The organism is Streptomyces sp. NPDC048644 (assembly GCF_043199105.1).
In the GTDB taxonomy this organism is placed as follows: domain Bacteria; phylum Actinomycetota; class Actinomycetes; order Streptomycetales; family Streptomycetaceae; genus Streptomyces.
Genome location: NZ_JBICVO010000007.1, coordinates 154,971 through 175,123 on the forward strand (window position 1 = coordinate 154,971; position 20,153 = coordinate 175,123).

The following is a 20,153-nucleotide window of genomic DNA, read 5'->3' on the forward strand; positions in this document are numbered from 1 at the left end:
CCCCCTGTGTTGCCAGTTGACGTTGCCTGTTGCGGTCAGCCGAGTTCGTCGATCAGCGCGAACAGCTCGTCGTCGCTGGCGGAATCGATGTCGGGTGCGTCGGTGCCGGAACGGGAAGTGGAGTGCGCGGCGCCGGAGTTGGCGCCGATTCCCGTCGTTCCGGTGCTGCGGGCGCCGTGGGTGGTGCCGCAGATGGCCAGCAGTTCCCGCAGTCCGTTGATCATCCGTTCGCGGTCGCCGTCGCTGTCGCCTTCGGCGACCGCCGCGCGCAGCGTGCTCTTCAGGCGTTCGATGTCGGCCAGCACGGGCTCCGCCGCGGACACCTCGTCGAGTACGAACTGCTCGCGCAGGTACTGCGCCAGTCCGCCGGCCGTCGGATGGTCGAAGACGACTGCGGTCGGCAGCCGGAGTCCGGTGGCGGCGCCCAGTCGGTTGCGCAGTTCGACGGCGGTGAGCGAGTCGAAGCCGAGTTCCTTGAACGCGCGGTCCCCTGCCACGCTGTCGGCGCCGCTGTGCCCCAGGACCGTGGCCACCTGGGCGAGGACCAGGTCCGTGAGGAACGGTGTCCGTTCCCGTTCCGGCAGTCCCTGTAGCCGCTGCTGGAGGGACGGCGCAGCGCCGGTCCCGTTCGTGTCCGCGGCTGCCGCCCTCCGGGTCCTGCGGTCCCCGCCGCCGCCCGTGCCGCGGACCAGGCCGCGGAGCAGGGCGGGGGCGGTGTCGCCCTGGGCCCGCAGTGCCGCGGTGTCGAGCCGGGTGGGGGCGACGACGGCTGCGCCGGTGCGCTGTGCGGCGTCGTAGAGCGCCATGCCGTCCTGCGAGGACAGTGCCAGCAGTCCGCTCCTGGCCATCCGCTGGTGGTCGGCGTCGGTGAGGTGTCCCGTCATGCCGCTGGCCTGGGCCCACAGCCCCCAGGCGAGGGAGGTGGCAGCCAGGCCCTGTGCCCTGCGGTGGGCGGCAAGGGCGTCCAGGAAGGCATTGGCAGCGGCGTAGTTGGCCTGGCCCGGCGTGCCGAGGAGTCCGGCGAAGGAGGAGTAGAGGACGAAGGCCGACAGGTCGAGGTCCCGGGTCAGTTCGTGGAGGTTCCAGGCGGCGTCCACCTTGGGCCGCAGGACCGTGTCCAGCTGCTTCGGGGTCAGGGCGGCCACCACGCCGTCGTCGAGTACGCCAGCGGTGTGGACGACCGCGGTGAGCGGGTGCTCGGCTGGTACGGCGGCCAGCAGGGCGGCCAGGGCGTCGCGGTCGGCGACGTCGCAGGCGGCGACGGTGACCCGGGCACCGAGGTCCCGCAGCTCGGCCTCAAGTGCGGCGGCGCCGGGGGCCTTGGGCCCGCTGCGGCTGACGAGCAGGAGGTTGCGCGCCTTGTGTTCCGTCACCAGATGCCGGGCGGTGAGGGCTCCCAGGGCGCCCATCGCGCCGGTGATGAGCACCGTGCCCTCGGGGTCGAGGGGAGCGGGAACGGTCAGGACGAGCTTCCCGACGGCCTTGGCCTGGGACAGGTGACGGAACGCCTCGGGTGCCCGGCGCACATCCCAAGTGGTCACGGGCAGCGCTTGCAGCACCCCGCGCTCGAACAGGCCGAGCACCTCGGTCAGGATTTCCTGGAGGCGTTCGGGGACCGCGCCCGCACTGTCCGGTTCGGTACGGGCGAGCGCCGTCAGGTCGTAGACCTGGTAGCTCACCCCCGGGTGTGCCGCCTCGACCTCCGCCGCATCGCGGATGTCGGTCTTGCCCATTTCCAGGAAGCGACCGCCCGGGGACAGCAGTCGCAGGGACGCGTCGATGTGCTCGTCCGCCAGGGAGTTGAGCACCACGTCCACGCCCTCGCCGCCGGTGGCGGCCAGGAACTCGTCGTGGAAGTCCAGGGTCCGGGAATGGGCGATGTGGTCGTCGTCGAGACCGAGCGAGCGCAGCGTGTCCCACTTGGCCGGGCTGGCCGTCCCGTACACCTCGGCCCCGAGATGGCGGGCCAGTTGGACCGCCGCGATGCCCACGCCACCGGCCGCCGCGTGGACGAGTACGGAGTCGCCGGGGCGTACGTTGCCCAGGTCGACGAGGCCGTAGTAGGCGGTGAGGAAGACCACAGGCACCGAGGCGGCCTGGGCGAACGACCAGCCCTCGGGGATCTTGGCGAGCAGTCTGCGGTCGGCCACCGCCACCGGCCCGAAGGCGCCGTCGAAGTAGCCCATGACCTTGTCCCCCGGCGCCAGTCCTGTGACACCGGGGCCGGTCGCCAGCACGACGCCGGCGCCCTCCGCGCCCATCAGGGCGTGCTGCTCGGGCACCATGCCCAGGGCGATCAGCACGTCCCGGAAGTTCAGGCCCGCGGCGCGGACGGCGATGCGTACCTGCCCCGGGCCGAGCGGCTCCGTCACTTCCGGGCAGGGGACGGCTTCGAGGTTCTCCAGCGTCCCCTTCCCTTCCAGGACCAGCCGCCACTGCGCGGCTCCTGGGGGCGGCACGAGGACCTGTCCGGCCGCGCCCCGTGACAGCCTGGGTATCAGGAGCTGTCCGTTCCGGATCGCGATCTGCTGCTCGTCCGTCGTCATCGCCGCGGACAGCGCTGCCGTCGAGACGGGCCGCCCGTCGGTGTCGATGAGCGCGAAACGCTCCGGGTTCTCGGTCTGCGCCGTACGCACCAGACCCCAGACCGCGGAAGCCGGCAGGTCGACCGGGCCGTCGGCGCCGCCACCGGCCGATGTGGCGACGGCGTTCCGCGTCACCACGACCAGCCGCGAGGAGCCGAACCGCTCGTCCGCAAGCCAGGACTGGACGGTGTCGAGGACTTGTTGGGCCACCTCGTGCGTGCCTTGCGCGAGGTGGACGTCAGGGCCGGAATCGGCGCCTGCGTCGGCATCGGCGGGCGTCGTGACGACGGTCAGCAGGACCGTGCCGGGTACAGAGCTGCCGCCGGAATCGATCGACTGGGCCAAGGCGGCAAGGTCCGTGTGAACGGGGAGCGGCTCGGCCGGGGTCAGCGCTTCGGCGAGGTGCAGCGGGTCGGCGCCCAGTACGGACCAGGGTTCATCCCCCGCGCCCCCATCAGCGGCCTCGTCGCCGGTAAGCGGCGTCCAGTCGAGGTGGTACAGCGCGTCGTGCGTGACATCGGTGCGCGCGGCGAGCCGTCCCTCCTGCGCCATCGGCCGCAGGGTCAGCTCATCCGCCGTCGCCACCAGCGCCCCCGCCTGGTCCATGGCCACGAGGGACACCGAGGTGGTGGCGGCAGCGTCCGCACCCCCACCGCCGCTGTCCGGTGCGGACACGGACAGCCGCACCCGCAGCGACGCCGCACCGGAGGCATGCAGGCGCACACCGGCCCAGGCGAAGGGCAGGACCGTACGTGACGGCTCGCCCTCGTCGGAAAAGCCGGGCAGCAGCGTGTGCAGGGCGGCGTCCAGGAGGGCGGGATGCAGGGTGAACGCCTTGGCGTCAGAACGTAGTTCCGTCGGCAGTTCGACCTCGGCGAAGATCTCGTCCGCGCTCCGCCACACGCGACGCAGCCCCCGGAAGGCAGGGCCGTAGTCGTAGCCCTGCCGGGCGAGCCGGTCGTACGCGCCGTCGAGCACGACCTCCTCGGCACCGGGCGGCGGCCAGGCAGCCGAGGGGGCGGGCGGCTGAGGGGCGTCGTCCACCGCGAGCAGTCCGGTGGCGTGGCACGTCCAGGAAGGTTCGCCCTCGGTGCCGGAGTCGGCGTCGGGGCGGGAGTGGATGTTCACCGCACGACGCCCGGACGCGTCCTCGTCACCGACAACGACCTGCAACCGGACGCTTTCCCGCTCGGGCAGAACCAGCGGCGCGGCCAGCGTCAGCTCCTCCAGCACCGCGCAGCCCACCTGATCCCCGCCACGCACCGCCAACTCGACCAACGCGGTGCCCGGCACCACCACACTGCCCAGCACCGCGTGGTCCGCCAGCCACGGATACGCGCCCACCGACAGCCGGCCCGTCAGCACCACTCCGGACCCGTCGGCCAACTCCACCGCGGCGCCCAGCAACGGGTGGTCAGCGGCGCGCAGTCCGGCCGCGCTGACATCGCCTGCGGCGGCGACCCTGGCGAGCCAGAAGTTCTCGCGCTGAAAGGCATAGGTCGGCAGGTCCACCGGCCGGGCCCCGGTCCCGGCGAACACCTGCTGCCAGTCCACCTCGACACCACGTACCCACGCCTCGGCCACCGACGACAGGAACTGCTCCGCGCCCCCTTGACCCCGGCGCAGGGACCGCACCGCGACCACATCGGCGCCAAGCGCCTCGGCCGTCTCCTCGATGCCGTACGTCAGCACCGGGTGCGCACTGACCTCGATGAACGCGTCATGCCCCTGCCCGATGAGCGACTCGACCACCTCGCCGAACCTGACCTCCTGCCGCAGATTACGGAACCAGTACCCCGCATCCATCGAGGACGTATCGATCGCACGGCCCTCAACCGTCGAGTGGAAGGGAACATCGGACGCACGAGGCTCAAACGACTCCAGCGAAGCCATCAACGCGCCCTCGATCCCCTCCACTTGGAAGGAGTGGGAGGCGTAGTCGACGGGGATCAGACGAGCCCTGACACCCTCGGCCTCATAGGCGGCGACGAGGGAGGTGATGGCATCCGCATCGCCCGACACCACCGTGGAATTCGGTCCGTTGACGGCGGCGACGCCGACCTGACCGTCCGCGCCGATCCGTTCACGCACCCGAGCCTCGGGCAACGCGATGGACGCCATACCGCCCGGACCCGCCAGCACGCGCCCGATCACCTGCGAACGCAACGCGACCACACGCGCCCCGTCCGCCAGCGACAACGCACCCGCCACCACAGCCGCAGCGATCTCCCCCTGCGAATGTCCCACCACACCGGACGCGACCACGCCCAACGAACGCCACAACTCCGCGAGCGAGACCATCACCGCCCACGAGACCGGCTGCACCACATCCACCCGGTCCAGCCCGGCACCCTCCCGCAGGACCGACGTCAACGACCAGTCCACATACGGCGCCAGCGCCGCCTCACACCGGCCCATCCACTCCGCGAACACCGAGGACTCGGCCAGCAGTTCGGCAGCCATGCCCACCCACTGCGTCCCCTGCCCCGGGAAGACGAACACCACCCCGGAGCGCACACCGCCCACCGCATCGGGCACCTGCTCCGCACCCGAGGCAAGCGCCTCCAGGCCCGACAGCAGCTCGTCGCGGCCCGCCCCCAGCACCACCGCACGATGCTCGAACACCGACCGCGACGACGCCAACGACCAGCCCACATCGGCGGCCGAGAGCGAACCGTTCTCCTCCACGTACGCCCGAAGCCGCGCCGCCTGCCCCCGCAGGGCCTCCGCCGAACGGCCCGACACCACCCACGGCGTCACGGCCGCGGCCGGAGTCGGAGCAACGTCGCCGGCCTCCGCCTCTTCCGGCGCGGCCTGCTCCAACACCACATGCGCGTTCGTCCCACTGATACCGAAGGACGAGACACCAGCCCGACGCGGACGATCCCCCACCTCCGGCCACCCACGCGCCTCCCGCAACAACTCCACCGCACCCGACGACCAATCCACATGCGGCGACGGCTCATCCGCATGCAACGTCCGCGGCAGAATCCCCTCCCGCATCGCCATCACCATCTTGATGACGCCCCCCACACCGGCCGCCGCCTGCGTGTGACCGATGTTCGACTTCAACGACCCCAGCCACAGCGGACTGTCGACGTCCCGCTCCTGCCCGTAGGTCGCCAACAGCGCCTCGGCCTCGATCGGGTCACCGAGCCTGGTCCCCGTACCGTGCGCCTCCACCACATCCACACCGGCACCCGGCACACCCGCATTCGCCAACGCCTGACGAATCACCCGCTGCTGCGACGGACCATTCGGCGCCGTCAGACCATTGCTCGCCCCGTCCTGATTCACCGCCGAGCCACGTACCAGCGCCAGCACCCGGTGCCCGTTCCGCCGGGCGTCCGACAGCCGCTCCAGGAGCAGCATGCCCACACCCTCGCCCCAGCCGGTGCCGTCGGCGTCGGCGGAGAAGGACTTGCAGCGGCCGTCGGGTGACAGCCCGCGCTGCCGGCTGAACTCCACGAACGTGCCGGGCGTGGACATCACCGTCGCGCCGCCCGCGAGCGCCATCGAGCACTCCCCCGACCGCAGCGCCTGCGCCGCCAGATGCAGCGCGACCAGCGAAGACGAGCAGGCCGTGTCCACCGTCACCGCAGGACCCACCAGGCCGAAGGTGTACGCCAGGCGGCCGGAGAGGACGCTTCCGGTATTGCCCGTGAGGAGAATGCCCTCCAGCTCCTCCGGCATCTGGTGCACGGGCGGGGCGTAGTCGTGGTACATCAGGCCGGCGAACACTCCGGTCCGGGTGCCCTGGGCCGTTGCCGGGTCGATACCGGCCTGCTCGAAGGTCTCCCAGACGGTTTCCAGCAGCAGGCGCTGCTGGGGGTCCATCGCCAGTGCCTCGCGCGGCGAGATGCCGAAGAAGGCGGGGTCGAACGCGCCCGCCTCGTGGAGGAAGCCGCCCTCCCGTACGTAGCTCTTGCCCGGACGGTCGGGGTCCGGATCGTAGAGGTCATCGGCCCAGCCGCGGCCGGTCGGGAAGGCCGAGATCGCGTCGGTGCCGTCCGCCACCAGCCGCCACAGGTCTTCCGGGGAGGCCACTCCGCCCGGGTAGCGGCAGGCCATGCCGACGATCGCGAGGGGCTCGTCGGCCGTGGCACGGCTCGCGGATGCCGGTGCGGCGGTCGTGGCCGGGGTGTCCTGGGCACGCGTGTCCACGTACTGGTCCATGAGCAGACCGACGATGGCATCGGGGGTCGGGTAGTCGAAGAGGAGCGTCGTCGGGAGGGTCAGTCCCGTCGCGGAGTTGAGCCGGTTGCGCAGCTCGACCGACGTGAGGGAGTCGAAACCGGCGTCCTTGAAGGCGCGGTCGGCGGGGAGCGCGGCCGTTCCGCCGAGTCCCAGTACGGCGACCGCCTGGTTGCGGACCAGTTCGCGCAGCGCGCGCCGCTGCTCCGGTTCCGTCAGTGCTGCCAGGCGCTCGACGAGGGACGAGCCGGCAGCCTCGCGTTTCCGCTGGTCACGCCGGGTACGTCGAGGTCGGGTGCCGGGCGCGAGGCTCCGGAGGAACGGCGGGACGTCATCCGCATCCGCCCGCGCCCGCAGGGCCTCGGTGTCGAGGCGCATGGGCACCAGCAGGGCGGTGTCCCGTTCGCCGGTCCGTGCGCCGATGGCGGCGTCGAACAGTGCCATGCCGTCCTGTTCGGAGAGCGGCGCCACGCCCGTGCGGGCCATGCGCGCCATGTCCTGGCGCCCGAGACCTTCGGCCATTCCGCCGCTCTGTTCCCACAGCCCCCAGGCCAGGGACAGCGCCGGCAGGTCCTGGGCCCGGCGGTGGGCGGCCAGTGCGTCGAGGAAGGCGTTGGCAGCCGCGTAGTTGCCCTGGCCCGCGGCGCCTATGAGACCGGAGATCGACGAGTAGAGGACGAAGGCGGAGAGCCGCGTGCGCCGGGTCAGCTCGTGCAGATTCCAGGCAGCTGTGATCTTGGGCCGCAGTACCTTTTCGAGGCGTTCCGGCATCAGGGCGCCGATGATCCCGTCGTCCAGTACCCCGGCTGCGTGCACGACGGCGGTCAGCGGGTGCTCGGCGGGCAACTCGGCCAGGGTCGCGGCCAGTTGGTCACGGTCGGCGGCGTCGCACGCGGCCAGCGTGACCTGGCATCCGATGGCGGTCAGCTCCTCGCGCAGGCCACGTGCTCCGGGCGCGTCCGGCCCGCGGCGGCTGAGCAGCAGCAGATGACGTACGCCGTGCGCGCGGACGAGGTGGTGGGCGAGCAGTCCCCCCAGCCGTCCCGACGCGCCCGTGATCAGCACCGTGCCGTCGGGGTCGAAAGCGGGCCCGGAGCCCGATGCGGCAGCCGGCAGTCTGACCAGGCGGGGTACGTGTACATCGCCGCCGCGCACCGCGACCTGCGGCTCGCCCGCGGCCAGGGCGGCGGGCAGCGCCTCGCTCGCGGGTGCGTCCGCGTCGACCAGTACGAACCGGTCGGGGTGCTCGGTCTGTGCCGTCCGCAGCAGCCCCCACACACCGGCCAGAGCGGGGTCGACGGCGGTGCCGCTCGCCCCCGCGCCCTCGGCGTTCTGGACACTCTCGACGTCAACGGCGCCTCGCGTGAGCAGCACCAGCCGCGAGGCGGCGAACCGCTCGTCGGACAGCCATGACTGGACCAGTCCGAGAGTCCGCCGCGTCAACGCGAGCGCCGCCACACCGGCATCGTGCCCGCCGCCGTCGACGGAGGACCCGGCAAGCTGCACGGCGACGGTCTCGGGCCAGGACTCTCCGCCACCGCCGCGCATGGCGCCGGTCAGGGAATCGACGTCCGGGAAGTACCGCGTACCCTGCGCCGCGCTCGCCTGCGGCGCGGTCTTCCTCCACTCCACCCGGAACAGCGAGGTGTCGTCCTCTGCACGAGCCGCGTCACGCAACGCGTCGGCGGGCACCTCGCGCCACAGCAACGACTCCACGGCCGCGACCTGCGTGCCCGCGCCGTCGGCAACGGTCAGCGCAACGGTCTCCTGGCCGACGGGGGCGATCCGCACGCGCAGGGCCGGGCCGAGGACCGCGGACACGCTCACCCCGGCCCAGGAGAACGGCAGGCTCAGCGACCGGGAGGCGGGCCGCGCACCGTCCTCTTCCGTCGTACGGTGCGCGTCGACGGTGCGCGGGCCGGGCAGCAACGGGTGCAGCGCGGCATCGAGGAGCGCGGGATGGAGCACGTACTCACCGGCATCGGACCGCTGCTCATCAGCCAGAACGACCTCGGCGAACAGCTCCTCACCGCGCCGCCACACCCGCTGCAACCCCCGGAACGCCGGACCGTAGTCGTAACCGTCCGCCGCGAGCCGGTCGTACACCCCGTCGGTGTCCACCTCCACCGCGTCCACCGGAGGCCACACGGACAGATCCGCCGCACCGCTGTCGAGCTGATCGGTCCGTGACGCCACCAGCGTGCCGTGCGCATGCCGAACCCAGGACGGGTCCGAGCCCCCGTCCGCCGCCGGCGCCCTGCTCGCGGGCCGCGAGTGAATGCCCAGCTCCCGCCGCCCTTCTTCGTCCGCCTCCGAGACGGCGATCTGGAGCTGGACGGCGCCCTGGTCCGGCAGGATCAGCGGCGCGGTGAGCGTCAGCTCGTCGATGCGGTCACAGCCGACCTGATCACCGGCACGGAGGGCGAGTTCGACGAAGGCGGTGCCGGGCAGCAGAACCGTGCCGAGGATGGCGTGATCCGCGAGCCACGGGTGACTCTGCAACGACAGACGACCCGTGAGAATCACACCGTCGCCGTCCGCAAGCTCAACAGCCGCACCCAGCAAGGGATGCCCGGCCGCGCTCAGCCCCGCCGACGCCACATCCACCGACGCCCCGCCCTCCGACGCCGACAGCCAGTACCGCTCGCGCTGGAAGGCATACGTCGGAAGATCGACGCGACGGGCACCCGAACCCTCGTACAGGGCACCCCAGTCGGCCTCTGCGCCCCGCACCCAAGCCTGAGCCAGAGCCATCACCGCCGACTGCGGCTCGGCGCGATCCCGACGCAGAACAGGGAAGGCCACCGAACCCGAAGAGTCACCGACACAGTCGGGAACAAGGGCCGAGAGGACACCGTCCGGCCCGACTTCGAGGAACGTCCGTACGCCCTCGCCCTCCATCTCGCGTACGGCATCGGCGAACCGCACCGGGCGGCGTACGTGCGCGACCCAATAGTCCGCCGAAGCGATCTCGTCGGTGACGGACTCGCCAGTCACCGCGGACACCATCGCCACGCCCGGGGCGGCGAACTCCAGACCGCTGATCGCCGAGCGGAAATCGTCCAGCATCGGATCCATCAACGGCGAGTGGAACGCATGGCTCACGGACAGCTTCTTGACCTTACGGCCCTGCTCACGGAGCGACGCACCGATCTCCGCGACGGCCTCACCCGCACCCGAAATCACCACCGAGCGAGGCCCGTTCACCGCGGCCACACTCACCCGGTCCTCACGACCGGACAACAGCGGAAGCACTTCGTCCTCGGCAGCCAGTACCGACAACATCGCCCCGCCGGACGGCAGCGCCTGCATCAACTTGCCACGCGCCACCACCAGTTGAGCGGCATCCGCGAGCGAGAACACCCCCGCCACATGCGCAGCAGCGATCTCCCCCACCGAATGCCCGGCCAGCACATCAGGCCGCACACCCCACGACTCCAGCAAGCGGTAAAGCGCCACCTCGACCGCGAACAGGGCCGGCTGCGTCAGCCCCGTCCCATCCAGCCCCTCACCCGACCACACCACCTCACGCAACGACCCACCCAACAACGGGTCAATATGCGCACACACCTCATCAAAGGCGGAGGCGAACACCGGGAACGCCGCGTACGACTCCCGGCCCATCCCCGCGCGCTGCGCACCCTGACCGGTGAAGAGCAGGCCCAGCCGACCGGGTGCCTCCGTCCCTCTCACCACACCAGGGCCGTCGTCATCCTGGGTCAGCAACGCGCCCAGTCCGTCGAGGAGTTGCCCGCGCCCCTCCCCGACCACCACCGCCCGATGCTCGAACACCGAACGCGACGACGCCAACGACCACCCGACGTCCACGGCCGACGCGTCACCGTCGGCGACGAACTCCCGAAGCCGCGCCGCCTGCCCCCGCAAGGCATCGGCCGACCGGCCCGACACCACCCACGGCGTCACCACCGGGACAACGGCGTCACCACCGGCCTCATCCGGCTCCACCGCCACCAGCGCCTGCTCCAACACCACATGCGCATTCGTCCCACTGATGCCGAAGGACGACACGGCCGCACGCCGGGGGCGAGGTTCGTTCCCGGGCCACTCGTGCTCTTCCCGAAGCAGCTTCATCGCGCCGGATGACCAGTCGATGTACGGCGAGGGCTCATCGGCGTGCACCGTGCGCGGCAGCACACCCTCCCGCATCGCCATCACCATCTTGATGACGCCCCCCACACCGGCCGCCGCCTGCGCATGACCGATGTTCGACTTCAACGACCCCAGCCACAAAGGGCTGTTGGCGTCCCGATCCTGGCCGTACGTCGCCAACAGCGCCTCAGCCTCGATCGGATCGCCCAGCCTGGTCCCCGTACCGTGCGCCTCCACCACATCCACACCGGCACCCGGCACACCCGCATTCGCCAACGCCTGACGAATCACCCGCTGCTGCGACGGACCATTCGGCGCCGTCAGACCATTGCTCGCCCCGTCCTGATTCACCGCCGAACCCCGCACCACCGCCAGCACCCGGTGCCCATTCCGCCGGGCGTCCGACAGCCGCTCCACCAGCAGCATCCCCACACCCTCTGACCACCCGGTCCCGTCGGCGTCGGCCGAAAACGCCTTGCACCGGCCGTCAGGCGCCAGCCCGCGCTGCCGGCTGAACTCCACGAACATGCCGGGGTGGGACATCACCGTGGCGCCACCGGCGAGCGCCATCGAGCACTCGCCCGACCTCAGCGCCTGCGTGGCCATGTGCAGCGCGACCAGCGAGGACGAGCAGGCCGTGTCGACCGTCATCGCGGGGCCGGTCAGCCCGAGCTGATAGGCGATCCGCCCGGACATGATGCTGGCGGTTCCGCCTGTCAGTACGTGCCCTCCGACGCTGTCCGGGGCCTGGTGCATGCGCGGGCCGTAGTCCTGGGCGGTGGCGCCGATGAAGACACCGGTTTCCGTGCCCCTGTGGTCTACGGGATCGAGGCCGGCCCGCTCGTACGCCTCCCATGCCGTCTCCAGCAGCAGCCGCTGCTGCGGGTCCATCGCCAGCGCCTCACGGGGTGAGATGCCGAAGAAGCCCGCATCGAATTCGCCCGCTGAGGAAAGGAATCCGCCCCGAGTGACATAGCTCTTGCCGGAGCCATCGGGGTCCGGGTCGTACAGGGAATCGAGTTCCCATCCGCGGTCGGTCGGGAACTCCGACAGTACGTCCTCGCCCTGTATCACGACCCGCCAGAGGTCTTCCGGCGATGACACCCCGCCAGGGAAACGGCACGCCATTCCCACGATCGCCACCGGCTCGTCGAGGGCAGCCGCAACAGGCCGTACGGAAGCCTCCGTCGCTTCGCCGAGTACTTCATCGTGCAGGTATTCGACGAGTTCCCGTGGGGTCGGGTAGTCGAAGAGCAAGCCACTCGGCAGCCGGAGTTCGGTGGCCACGGACAGCGCGTTCCGGAATTCGACAGCGGCCATGGAGTCGAATCCGAGGTCGGTGAACGGCGTCCGCAGCTCGACTGTCTTTGTGTCGGGGTATCCGAGTACCGCGGAGATGTGTGAGGAGACCTCTTCGGTGACCATCCGTTTCCGCTCGTCGGCCGGAAGACCCGTCAGCCGGCCCGCCCATCCCCTTCGTGCGCTGGGTTCTTCGGCAGCAGCCGCCCCGCTCGACGGATTGGCCGCAACAGGGCTGTGGCCGGGCCCCGTCAGCCAATAGCTCTCACGCTGGAAGGCATACGTCGGCAATTCGACGCGACGGGCGCCCGACCCCTGGTACAGGGCGCCCCAATCGGCATCCGCACCCCGCACATATGCCTGAGCCAGCGCGGTGACCGCGGACAGCGGCTCGGCGCGGTCCCGGCGCAGCAGCGGTATCGCGGCGGCTTCGCCCGCGTCGCTCAAGCAGTCCGGAATCATCGCCGAGAGCACGGCGTCCGGGCCGACTTCCAGGAAGGTGCGTACGCCATCCCGTTCCATCGCCCGCACGGCATCCGCGAAACGCACCGGCCGCCGTACATGTTCGACCCAGAATTCCGGCGAAGTGACCCGTTCGGAAACCATGGGGATCGTCGGCGTCGCAAAGGTGATTCCGGACGCCACGGCACGGAATTCGTCGAGCATCGGATCCATCAGCGGCGAGTGGAACGCATGGCTGACGGACAGCTTCTTGACCTTACGGCCCTGTTCCCGGAGCAGCGCACCGATCTCCGCGACGGCCTCACCCGCACCCGAAATCACCACGGAACGCGGCCCGTTCACCGCGGCCACACTCACCCGGTCCTCACGACCGGACAACAGCGGCACTACCTCATCCTCAGCAGCCAGCACCGACAACATCGCGCCACCCGACGGCAACGCCTGCATCAACCGACCCCGAGCCACCACCAGTTGTGCAACATCCGCGAGCGAGAACACCCCCGCCACATGCGCGGCAGCGATCTCCCCCACCGAATGCCCGCCCACCACACTCGGCCGGACACCCCACGACTCCACCAACCGGAACAGCGCCACCTCCAGCGCGAACAAGGCCGGCTGCGTCAGCCCCGTCCCATCCAGCCCCTCACCCGACCACACCACCTCACGCAACGACCCGCCCAACAACGGGTCGACATGCGCACACACCTCATCGAAAGCCGATGCGAACACCGGGAAGGACCCGTACAACTCCCGGCCCATCCCCGCCCGCTGCGCACCCTGACCGGTGAAGACGACACCCAGCCGGCCAGGCACCACCGCCCCCGACACCACACCAGGACCACCAGAAGCGCCTGGCACACCAGGCCCCACGGCGACGCCACCCGAAGCCAGAACATCCAGCCCGTCGAGCAGTTGGCCGCGCCCCTCCGCAACCACCACCGCCCGATGCTCGAACGCCGACCGCGACGACGCCAACGACCACCCCACGTCGATGGCGCTCACCTCACCAGCGTTCACGTCACCGTCGGCGACGAACTCCCGGAGCCGCGCCGCCTGCCCCCGCAAGGCATCGGCCGACCGGCCCGACACCACCCACGGCGTCACCACCGGAGCGACAACCTCACCGCTGGACTCCCCGCCCCTTTCCCCTGCGACGGTGCGCCCCGCCGCAGGCGCCTCCGCCAGAACGACGTGGCAGTTGGTGCCGCCCATGCCGAATGAGCTGACACCGGCGATCAGGGGCTCGTCGCCGTGCGGCCAAGGTCCTGACTCCCGTTGCACGGTCAGGTTCAGCTCGTCGAGCGGGATGCGCGGGTTCGGGGTCTCGTAGTTGAGGCTGGCCGGTAGTTCGCGGTGGGTCAGGCTGAGTACGGTCTTGAGCAGGCCGGTGATTCCCGCGGCGCCTTCCAGGTGGCCCAGGTTGGTCTTCACCGAGCCGACCCGCAGCGGGTCGCGCCGCCCCGGAACGGCGCCGAGTGCCGCTCCCAGGGCCTCGGCCTCCACGGGGTCGCCCACCTTGGTGCCGGTGCCGTGCAGTTCCACGTACTGGACGGCCGACGGTGCCACGCCGGCATATTCGTAGGCGGCGCGCAGCACGGATTCCTGGGCCTGCGGGCTGGGTGTGGTCATGCTGCTGCCCGCGCCGTTGTTGACGGCGCTGCCACGGATCACGCAGTAGATGCGGTCGCCGTCGGCCAGCGCGCGTGACAGCGGCTTGAGGAGCACGGCTCCGCCGCCTTCGCCCCTGACGTAGCCGTCGGCGCGGGCGTCGAAGGTGAAGCAGCGGCCGTGGGGCGAGAGGCCGCCCCATTTGGCGGAGATGACGGAACTCTCGGCGAGGAGGGTGAGGTTGATGCCGCCGGCGATGGCCTGGTCGGACTCTCCCTTGCGCAGGCTCTCGCAGGCGAGGTGGACGGCGACGAGGGAGGACGACTGGCCGGTGTCGACCGTCAGGCTGGGGCCTTGTGCCCTGAGGAAGTAGGACAGGCGGTTGGCGATGACGCCGCGGTGGATGCCGGTCATGGCGTGCTGGGCGCCGCCGCCCAGGGCACCGTTCCCGTGTCCGTCCGCGGTCGCCGCGCCCCTGACCAGCCGTGCGTAGTCGTCCCAGATCGCGCCCACGAAGACGCCGAGCCGGCTTCCCGCCACCGTGTCCGCCAGGACGCCGGCGTCCTCCAGCGCCTCCCACCCGAGTTCCAGCATGATCCGCTGCTGGGGGTCCATGAAGGTGGCCTCGCGGGGTGAGAGGCGGAAGAAGTCGGCGTCGAACAGGTCGACGCCGTCCAGGAACGAACCGAATGTGGAGTTCATACGGCCGGGGGCGGATGCGTCGGGGTCGTAGAACTCCTCGGCGTTCCAGCGCTCTTCGGGGACCTCGGTGACCGAATGGCGGCCACCGCGCAGCAGATCCCAGAACTGCCGGGCCGATGAAGCGTGCGGGAATCGGCAGGATACGCCGACAATCGCTATCGCTTCCTCGGCCCGCGAGGAATCACTGTGCCCCACAACAGCCGTGTTATTCATAGCCCGACCCCGTCAGCAAGAAGCGGATTCCAGTGAATCCTCTGCATCATGCAAATTCGCGATTCAGGCTAACAAGGGGTGGTTCCGACCAACCCCCTAAACAACCCCTAAGCTCCGTGCGGTTTCATGAAGTACCCATGTCACCGCCGTGAACGGCATCGGTGATCAATTTTTCGGCGCCGGGTACGGGAAGGTCGGGAAACGGGAATGGTGCCACCGGCCGGTCCGCCATGACAAGCCATGCCTGTCCGGTCCGCCCGTCGGCGAGCACCGTCTCGAATGCGTCGGCCACGTGCTCCGCGCTCGCCACCGGGAGCCCCGCTTCGGCGATGGCCGGCCGGCGTCCGGCGATCAGCGGGGTGTCCACCAGGCCGGGGCAGAGCGCGTTGAGCGAGACTCCGTCGGGTCGCAGCACGGGGGCGAGGGAGCGGACGAGGGCGACCACCGCGCTCTTGGTCGCGGAGTACACGACCTCGATCGAGGGGCGCAGTGCCGCCGCGCTGGCCGTGACGACGATGTGCCCGCCGTTGCGGCGCACCTGCGGCAGGGCTGCCTGAATGCCGAAGACCACGGAATCGAGGTTGATGCCGACGATCTTCCGGTAGCCGTCGGGGTCGAAGCCGGGCCCGAGGGAAGTCCCGCCGGTGATGCCCGCGTTGAGGTGGACGACGTCGAGGCGCCCGTACGTGGCCACCGCCGTCGCGACCGCCGCCTCGTTGTCCTGGAGGCCGGCCACGTCGGTCCGCACGAACACAGCGCCCGTCCGCGCGGCGACCGCTTCGCCTCGCGGTGCGTCGATGTCCGCTATGACGACGCGGTATCCGCGGGCCACGAGACGCCCTGCGACCGCGGCGCCGATGCCGCTCGCCCCGCCGGTGACGAGGGCCACCGGGCCGCGGGCCGGGGATTCGCTGTTCTCCTGCGCCGCCATCCGCCCGCCTTCCTCTGCCACTCTTTCCGCCCTTCCGTCTTTTTCCGTCGGCTCGGTCATCCCAGCCTGGCCCGCAGTTCGCTGCGTCCGGCGAGCTGGAGTTTGCGGTAGATGCGGGTGAGGTGCTGCTCCACCGTGCTGACCGTGACGGAAAGGTCGTGGGCGATCTGCTGGTTGCTGCTTCCCTGTGCCGCGAGGACGGCGACCTTCTGCTCGGAAGGGCTCAGCTTTTCCAGGTAGGTGGAGTGCCGGTCGTAGATTTTGTAGCGGCGGATTTCCGGCTGCTGTTCCTTCTCCAGGTGGCCCTTGCGGAATCCCTCCAGCGTGCGGAAGAGGTCCGGGGTGGCGGCCGTTTCCCGGAGTTTTTCGAAGACGGATTCCCGGAACTTGGCGCGGGTCCTGGGGGCACCGGGCCGATTTCCGTCCGCGCCCGCGCCGGTGCTCACTGCCGCGCCCACGGGAGTGGCCGCGCCCGCCAGATCGAAGGTTTCGTCGATGCGGTCGACGGCCTTCCCGTACTCGTTCATCGTGACGTACGCGGCGGCCACTCCCAGGCGCCACGGGATGAGGCGGTGCCGGTCGATTCCCCAGTCGGCCATCAGGCCGCCGCATCTGAGGAAGTCGGCAAGACCGGCCAGGGATTCGCCGACCGCGAGGCGGTAGAGGCCCCGGGCGTAGAGGTAGTCGAGGCCGTAGCGGGTGTCGAAGAGGCAGTCGGGCACCTTGTGCGGGAGCAGGGCGGCTGCGGATGCGGGGTTGCCTGCCGCTACGTGGGCCAGGACCGAGCAGGCGAGCGGTTCCGCCATGCGGATGCCCCACAGGCGGGCGGGAAACAGGTCAAGTGCCTTCTCCACCTCCGCTGCGGCTTCCTTGGGTTCGCCGCCGCGCAGGGCGATCTCGGCGCGTACCACCCGCAGTCGTGCCTCGCGGCAGACGTGCCGTCCGCCCGTTCCTTCGGCGAAGCGTTCGCACCAGAACGCGGCCTGTGCGGGGTCGTCGTGCCGGACGATCGTCGCCAGTGCGGCCGTGATCGCGGGCAGGTTCTCCTCGTTCGGGTCGCAGCCGTACAGGGCCAGCTTGGCCGCCCGTACCGCTTCCCCGCCCTCGCAGCCGTCCTCGGTGAGCACACCCGACAGGGCCCAGGCCGCCGCGTAGTACGGGGCACGGGTGAGGCGTTCCTCCAGGGTCCGGCGGGCCGGCCGCTCCCTGGCCCACACCTCCCGCAGCAATACCGGAAAGTCACAGGCGAGCAGCAGCCGCCTGGCGAGGAGCGCGAGCAGTTCGGCGCTCTCGGGGCGGCCGACGGCGGCGGTGCGCCGGTCCAGCAGGGCGAGTTCGTCCTTGGCGAGCCACAGGGTGCGGTGGTCCTCAAGCTCGGGGGTCGGCTCGGCAGTGGGGACGGGCGCGAAGCGCGGTTTCCCGTCGCCCGTGTCCGCCGGTGAACCCGCCGGGGGGCGGCGGCGTTGTCCGGGTACCCGCTCGTTCTCGTCGGCCGCGGGGCCGGCGATCAAGGTCCTGGCCGGCGCCGCGGTCCTCACCTGCCCTTCGGCTGCCTCCCAGCGGGCCCGGGGTGGGGTGCGGGGCGCCCGTGCACCGGCGTGGTCGACGTCGTCCATGGCGCTCAGCCAGCGGGCGACGTCCTCCGTGGTCGCGCCCGCGGCTCTGAGGACCGTCGCCGCGCGTGCGCTCAGTCCGGTGCGGCGATTGCGGGGCATGTCGCCGAGGACGACCCCGCGTACGGCGGGGTGGCGGAACGCCCCGTCCGCCAGCAGTCCGCAGGTGGTGAGTTCGGCCGCCGACTCCTGGACGGCGCGCAGGTCCATGCGGGCGAGTTCGGCGATGACGTCAGGTGCGCCGAACCCGTCGGCCACGGCCAGGGCTTCCGCCATTTCCCTGGTGTCCGGGTCGAGGCGGTGCAGGCAGTCCAGGACGGCCTGCCGGTAGGCGGGGCCGATGAGGGGCGGCCTGGTGTCTTCCTGCTCGCCGCGGCAGCCGCAGCAGGCGGCGTGGTCGTGGAGGAGTGCCCTGGTGAGCGAGGCGTTCCCGCCGGAGAGCCGCCGCAGCCGCTCGGCGAAGCCGTAGTCGGCGGCGTGCAGGGCGAATTCGGTGCGGGCGATGTCGGTGACGTCGGCCTGCGACAGCGGGGTGAGGGCCAGTCCGCGTACGTGCGGCAGCCGGTCGAGGTGGCCGCGGAGCCGGATGGAGTTGTGTGTCGCGTCGGTCCTGTCGGTGACGACGACCAGGACGGGATGGCGGGTGATGCTCGCCGCGAGCGATTCGATGAAGCGTACGGAGGCGGGGTCCGCGTGGCGGATGTCGTCCACGCAGACGACCAGCCGGCCCGCCGCGGCCAGTTCCAGGATGCCGCGGACGGCGGTCTCGGCGGCCCGTGCGGGTGAGCGGGGCTCGGGGTGCGGGTCCGCGGGTCCGTGCCGGTCGCGCAGCAGTTGTCCGGGTACTCCGAGGAGGTCGTGGCGGCTGAACTTGGAGCAGTTCGCGGTGAGTACGCGCAGACCTCGTTCCTGGGAGGCGCGCGCGAATTGGTCGACGAGTGTGGTCTTTCCCGACAGTACGGGTCCGGTCAGCAGGACGAAGCGACCGTTCTCCGCGTGGACTTCGGCCAGATATCCGTGGAGCGCTGTGCGCGCAGCGGTACCCGACATGTGACGTGTCATGCTCTTTCCCCCGTAGCGATGTCGCCAACGCCGCACCGGTGGCCGTGCGAAGGCCCGGCCGGTCCCCGTCCCCCAAGGCGCGCAGGTGATGGCGCGGCCTCGCTGTCGAAGCCTGACCACCTGGGTCGGCGGCTGCACAAGAATGACGTGACGTCTGGAATCCGTTTAGTGACCGCGGTGGACACCGCGGCTCCCAACCCCCCTCACCCCTCCATCGGAGCGGTCGGCGACAGGAAATCCGGTGGTTGCGCAGCACCGTCGGCCGGCGTGGGTCTCCTTCGACCGCAGCCGCTCGGTGTCGTTGCCTGCCGTTCCCCCCGGCACTCTTCGTCGGCCCCTGCCGCGTGACCAGAATCCGAGACTAGAGGCGTCCGCCGGTCAGTTCACAGTGCTCCGGAGGCCAATCGGCGCTGTTCGCTCGCTGGGGAGAAGCCGCAGTTCATGTCGGCGGTACGGTGGCAGCACCGCCTCGCCGCAGCGGTCTCCCTGTCCGGAAATCGACCCTTGCATTTGCTCTCGAAGCGGCCTTGGCCCCCCTTCGACCCTCCCCTGGCACACATCTCGTCAATCGCTGTGGCCCGTGTGGCGAACTGCCGGTAGAGGCCAAGGAGTTGACGAGCCATTCTCCTGACCTGTCCCCGTCATCCCGGTCGGCCCGCCCCCAGGACGGACACCGGCCGGTTCAGGTCGGCTCCGGTGATGGCCCTGCCCGGGAGGACGGAGCCGGGCTGGACACGCAGGGCGTCCAGCAGGAGTTCCAGCAGCCGGGCAGGTACGGAGTCGGCCACATCGGCGGGCGCGCCCGTCTCCTGGACGAGCCGGTCCATGAACATCACGATGTCCCCGCATCCGACGTCGCGGCGCAGCACTCCGTCGTCCTGGGCATCGCCGACCATGCGCTCGAACAGGCCGATCCAGACGTCGCGGGCGTCGCGCAGCCGCTGGTTGGCGCGCAGTGCGTCACGCATCGGGTGGCACAGCGGGGAGTTGGCGAGTCCGAAGCGGAACTCCGCCCACTCCCGCAGGAAGCGGTTGAGCGAACTCCAGGCACTGCCCCCTTCCGCCATGGCCTGCTGCGCCATGGCCGTGAGCCGCTCGTAGATGTCGAGGGCCACCGCCTCCACCAGCACGGTCCGGTCGGGGAACCTGCGGTAGAGCGTCCCCTTGCCGACCCCGGCCCTGCGGGCGATCTCGTCCATCGACGCGTCCACGCCCTGGGTCATGAACACCTCGCGGGCCGTCGCCACGATCCGCTCCCGGTTGCGCCGGGCGTCGGCCCGCAGGGGCCCGGATTCCGTGCCGTCGGGAGTGCCCGTGGCAGCTTCCCCCGTCGCTCCCATCGCGGAGCACCGCCTTTCTCCCGCGGCCGGTTCA

General features: G+C 70.9%; 4 protein-coding genes. All 4 read right to left on the reverse strand.

The window, feature by feature from the left end:
- Positions 1-35: 35 nt before the first annotated feature.
- Positions 36-15,155, reverse strand: coding sequence for an SDR family NAD(P)-dependent oxidoreductase (locus tag ACGFNI_RS18010; RefSeq protein ID WP_393684834.1), 15,120 nt, complete (start codon positions 15,153-15,155; stop codon positions 36-38).
- Positions 15,156-15,297: 142 nt separating this feature from the next.
- A complete protein-coding gene (locus ACGFNI_RS18015) occupies positions 15,298-16,125 on the reverse strand; it encodes an SDR family NAD(P)-dependent oxidoreductase (RefSeq protein ID WP_393684835.1) in 828 nt (275 codons plus the stop codon).
- 35 nt (positions 16,126-16,160) lie between these two features.
- The gene (locus tag ACGFNI_RS18020; RefSeq protein ID WP_393684836.1) at positions 16,161-18,779 is read right to left on the reverse strand and encodes an AAA family ATPase; all 2,619 of its coding nucleotides are present in this window, start codon (positions 18,777-18,779) and stop codon (positions 16,161-16,163) included.
- Between the two features lie 641 nt (positions 18,780-19,420).
- Complete coding sequence (locus ACGFNI_RS18025) at positions 19,421-20,119, reverse strand: TetR/AcrR family transcriptional regulator (RefSeq protein ID WP_393684838.1); 699 nt, start codon at positions 20,117-20,119, stop codon at positions 19,421-19,423.
- Positions 20,120-20,153 lie beyond the last annotated feature (34 nt).